Source organism: Methanospirillum hungatei (assembly GCF_020216685.1).
Taxonomy (GTDB): Archaea; Halobacteriota; Methanomicrobia; order Methanomicrobiales; family Methanospirillaceae; genus Methanospirillum; species Methanospirillum hungatei_B.
On the sequence record NZ_JAIWNS010000272.1, the window covers coordinates 1 to 4,184 of the forward strand.

General features: G+C 38.7%; 5 protein-coding genes. 4 read left to right on the plus strand and 1 reads right to left on the minus strand.

Features of this window, described 5'->3' with window-relative positions; translation table 11 throughout:
* Both LDL35_RS14740 and LDL35_RS14745 read left to right on the plus strand, forming a co-directional pair.
* The coding region (locus tag LDL35_RS14740; protein ID WP_304023816.1) for a 4Fe-4S dicluster domain-containing protein at window positions 1–347 on the plus strand (347 nt) is incomplete at its 5' end.
* Between the two features lie 527 nt (window positions 348–874).
* Complete coding sequence (locus LDL35_RS14745; RefSeq protein WP_304023829.1) at window positions 875–1,843, plus strand: hypothetical protein; 969 nt, start codon at window positions 875–877, stop codon at window positions 1,841–1,843.
* Between the two features lie 8 nt (window positions 1,844–1,851).
* Here the strand turns inward: LDL35_RS14745 and LDL35_RS14750 are convergent, their stop codons facing one another.
* Window positions 1,852–2,820: a histone deacetylase gene (locus LDL35_RS14750; RefSeq protein ID WP_304023832.1), complete on the minus strand. Its 969-nt coding sequence runs from the start codon at window positions 2,818–2,820 to the stop codon at window positions 1,852–1,854.
* 221 nt (window positions 2,821–3,041) lie between these two features.
* Between LDL35_RS14750 and LDL35_RS14755 the strand changes: the two genes are divergently transcribed.
* Entirely contained in the window at window positions 3,042–3,227 is a 186-nt protein-coding gene (locus LDL35_RS14755) for a hypothetical protein (protein WP_304023834.1), read from the plus strand.
* 34 nt (window positions 3,228–3,261) lie between these two features.
* Window positions 3,262–4,184, plus strand: a 923-nt coding sequence (locus LDL35_RS14760; RefSeq protein WP_304023837.1) for a hypothetical protein, incomplete at its 3' end; no start/stop codon positions are given.

Here is a 4,184-nt window from a genome sequence, read left to right on the forward strand (position 1 = left end):
AGAATATCAGGACTTTTGATACTCTGACTTTCCTTTCCGGAGAGGAACAAGCAATACTTCAGGAGGCTGCCCGGATTATCAGCAGGTGTATTGCCGCTCCCTGTACTGCCTGCCGGTACTGTACCGATGTATGCAGACAGAATATTCCGATTCCTGATATTATTTCGATATTCAATGATGTGAAACGATACGGAGATCGAACATTTCCACGGGTGCATTACCAGCATGCTGTGTATGGTCAGGGGAGAGCCGGTGATTGTATCGCATGTGGTGAATGCGAACAGATCTGCCCGCAACATCTTCCCATTTCGAAGATATTACAGGATCTCGCAGATAAATTCGGATAAAAATGGGATGCGGGTATGGATCCGGGCAGGTCTCTTCCCATAAGAGAACAGTACAGCCCGATTATCCGGTATGGTAAATGATATGTTCATCCGACAGAGTCTGAAGTACTGATTCTGACTCAATGTAGACTACTGAATAGGAGGAATGATAAGCAAAATGGCATCCAAATAAAAAAATTGAACCGGAAGTGCTCTCCCTTCCTGCTCAGAAACGCATAGAATTGATCGTCTCATTGAGAGTCTTAACCTTCATTGGGATCCGGAGATCAATCGTCATTGGAATAAGGTAGTTGAGAAGAGATTTTTTAGCGTTTGAAACGGGATCCGGCTCGATATCCTGAAATATGCTCTGGGAGGATATAATATCTGGAAATTTGATGTTCTTTGCGAAAATGACGAATCCAAATATTAAATTTTGAAAGTACTAATGATAAATTGAAGAATTGAAGAGATTATTAGATTTTATAACGATTGACCCTCTGTATCGGAACACTGATTAGCGTTCATGAACAATACCATCTGTGTCAATGACCACGTTACCACATAGTATTCAGGGATTCAATATTACACATCTTGATAAAGACTGGAAATTGGCAACCGTATATGCCGCTTATCTCTCTCCAAAGACCCCTCAACAGGCTCTTAAACTGATTTATCATGGAGCTACCACGGGAGTGTCTGAAAACTGGGTGATTAACACACGAAGAAAACTTAATGAAATGGGTTATATTATAAAAGTAACCGATGAGAATTCAAATACTCTCTATAAATCAGATATAGAGCCCCTCGTAAACCTCATACTTTCTCATCAGAAAGATCAGTTTTTCAAAGAGAATGGTGCAGATAAAATAATTAAAAGTCTCTATATATTTCTTAATTCTCAATGGTTTCGAGATTTTTTCAAAGAAGAATATTTTTATAGTCCGATTCGTCATTCTGACATGACTGTATACGGGCCTTATGCAAATTTATACATTAAAACCCCCTCTGGTCTTAACCAAAAATTGGAAATTACAAATCTTTCTCAAAGGCTATCTCATTTACTCTATGATATCGGGTATTACAGTCATAATATCAGGTGGGATACAATCTCCCGTTTTCGGGAAGATCATAATATAGATGAATCTGATATGAAATTAGGAGAGGAGATGATCTTACTTGGTGATTTTGAGCTCTTTATTAAACATAACAAAATGAATGTTCCTTCTAACTTGTTGATTCAAATCTGTTCAATAATAAAATTTCTAGCAAAAAAAGAATACTGTGGAAAAGCGCCTCTGCAACTTTTTCAGAAATTATTCCAATCAGGAGTTTGTTGTTTTATACCAACCAATATTTCTTTAATGTTCAGATTAATGCCAAGATTACCTGACACTCCGGAATTTCTGGATTTTGGTTTTATCAGAAAGATGATGCACTCTCAATCGTATAAGATAGATCCAAAGTGCATCACTCATTACCTGTCAGGAGCACAATTAGGAAAAGATAATTTGTAAGTTCCTAATCACCACCAGTTCTTATGGGTGCTTTTTACTGATTTTATTATCTGCATGATTCCGTCGGGTTCATTTACTTTTTCAATCCCTCCGGTGTATTTCATTTTTTGTAATGCAGTAACGATAGCATAGATCGATTCTGGAAGTGATGTAAGATTATATCCCCCTTCAAGGACACCGATGGTATTGGGTGTCAGAGAGGTAAGAATCTGTCTTGTCATGGTATAGTATGTTCCAGAACAGAGACACAAAGATGAGAGAGGATCTTTTATATGACTATCCTGCCCGGCTGATATGACAACAGCATCTGGATGAAACTGTTTCCCTGCCGGCAGGATGATCTCTGAAAATATTTTCATATACGAATTGTGTCCGGTACCTGGAGGGACCGGTATATTGATTGTGTATCCTTCTCCCTGTCCAATCCCGGTATCATGAATTTCTCCTGTACCGGGATAGAGAAGAGACTGATGGATTGATGTATAGAGTACAGAAGGATCATCGTAAAATATTGATTCGGTCCCATTGCCATGATGTGCATCCCAGTCAATAATCATGATTCTTTCCATTCCGTGCATCTGCAGGTATCTGGTCAGAATTGCTGCATTATTCAGATAACAAAATCCTCCACCCCGGTCTGCATAGGTATGGTGTCCAGGAGGGCGGTTAATGACAAAGGCATTTCTGACTTCATCCTGAAGAAGCATCTCACCGGCGGTTAAACAACCAAATGCGGATTGTAAGGCATGTTCATATTGAATATCCGAATAATCAACAGAGCCGGTTGTGATGATATGGCTGATATATTCCGGAGTATGGACCTTGTGAATCCAGGATTCATCAAATACCCGTGGTTCTGTAAACATTTTGATATCGTGTTGTATCAGATACTGTGCTGTAACCTTAACCCTGTCCGGACATTCAGGATAGTTTTTATGGTTTTGAAAGAGTGGTGTGTATATAATTCCCGTTTCCATAATTCACCTCTGGTTTCCCATCCAGGAATAGCACCAATTTCTTTGCCGGATAATTATTTGAACTAAAGCCATAAAATGAGAGTAATTTTGTAGGTAGAGAGATATTCAATAGTATTTATAATTATTGATTTTTTGTATCATTCCTACAATTTTTATTGTTTTTTATAGCGAATCTCTTTAAATTTGATTTGCAATGTATGATTCGAATACATTGTGGAGGGATGATCAAAGAACCTAAAGGGCATGTGATGGTATCGAACACTATTCTGTATAATCAGAATGTTGTCATGCATTGGAAACAGGAATGTGTGGTACGTGAACGCTTTGAATTCATTACTGATCTGAAGTATCGCCGGAGGAGAAAGGATGGAAATTTTCCCGCACCAGGAAGGGAGGAACTGGAGTGATTATCTATTGACCCTGATAACAGATCTTATCCAAATGAAGGAATATGATCGTGCTCTCTTAATCGCAGAGCAGGGTCTAGAGATATTTCCTCATTATCCGGATCTGCTTTATGTAACTTCAGTGATTTATCAAAATCTTGATATGGCTGATAAATCGATTCAGTTACTTGAAAAGGCTCTGAATATATATCCTTTTAATCTGGAAATTCGGTCATTACTTGGTAGAACTCTTATGTTCCAGGGGTATTATCATTCTGCTCTTTCAGTGATGAGTCATTTTACTATAATATCTCATGAACTGGCAGGGGTGAATAAGTTATTCATAGCCTATTGTAAGGCATATTCTGGAAATGCACAATCGGTTATTGAATCCCTTGATTGGTGCGAAGAAGATTTTTCACATGTAGATGATAACGCCTGGTATCTTGCAGTCATTCGTGCCCTGAAGGTGATAGCTCTTATTCAGAATCAAGAGGTTGATGCTGCTCTTCGTCTGGTTTCAGAGATAGAGGCAGAGTTTGATGACACGCTTTTTGTGGCTTATGCAAAAGGAATCGCAGCATGGAAGAATAGCGATTTAATATCGGCTGAAACCTTTCTTCGTCTTGCATGTTCCAGCAATCCATGCGATATGCGAGCGAAAAAAGATCTCGCGGCTCTTCTTTCCGTGCTGGGACGTCATGAAGAAGCAGCAGATATTCAAAGAGAGATGAAGGGGTTTTTTGGTCCCTGGAATAGGAATGAAAATCCATTATATCGAGCAGAGGAACTCATAAGATCTGAAAATTTTGATGAAGCAGAGAGATATCTCTCATGGGCTTGTGAGAATTATCCTGACCGGCACGATCTCATTCTTTCCATGATCTCATTATGCTCTTTTACCGGTCACTATGATTTGGTAATTTCATATGCTGATTCTCTAAAAAATTCTGAATTTGAATGGAAATCATTGTATCT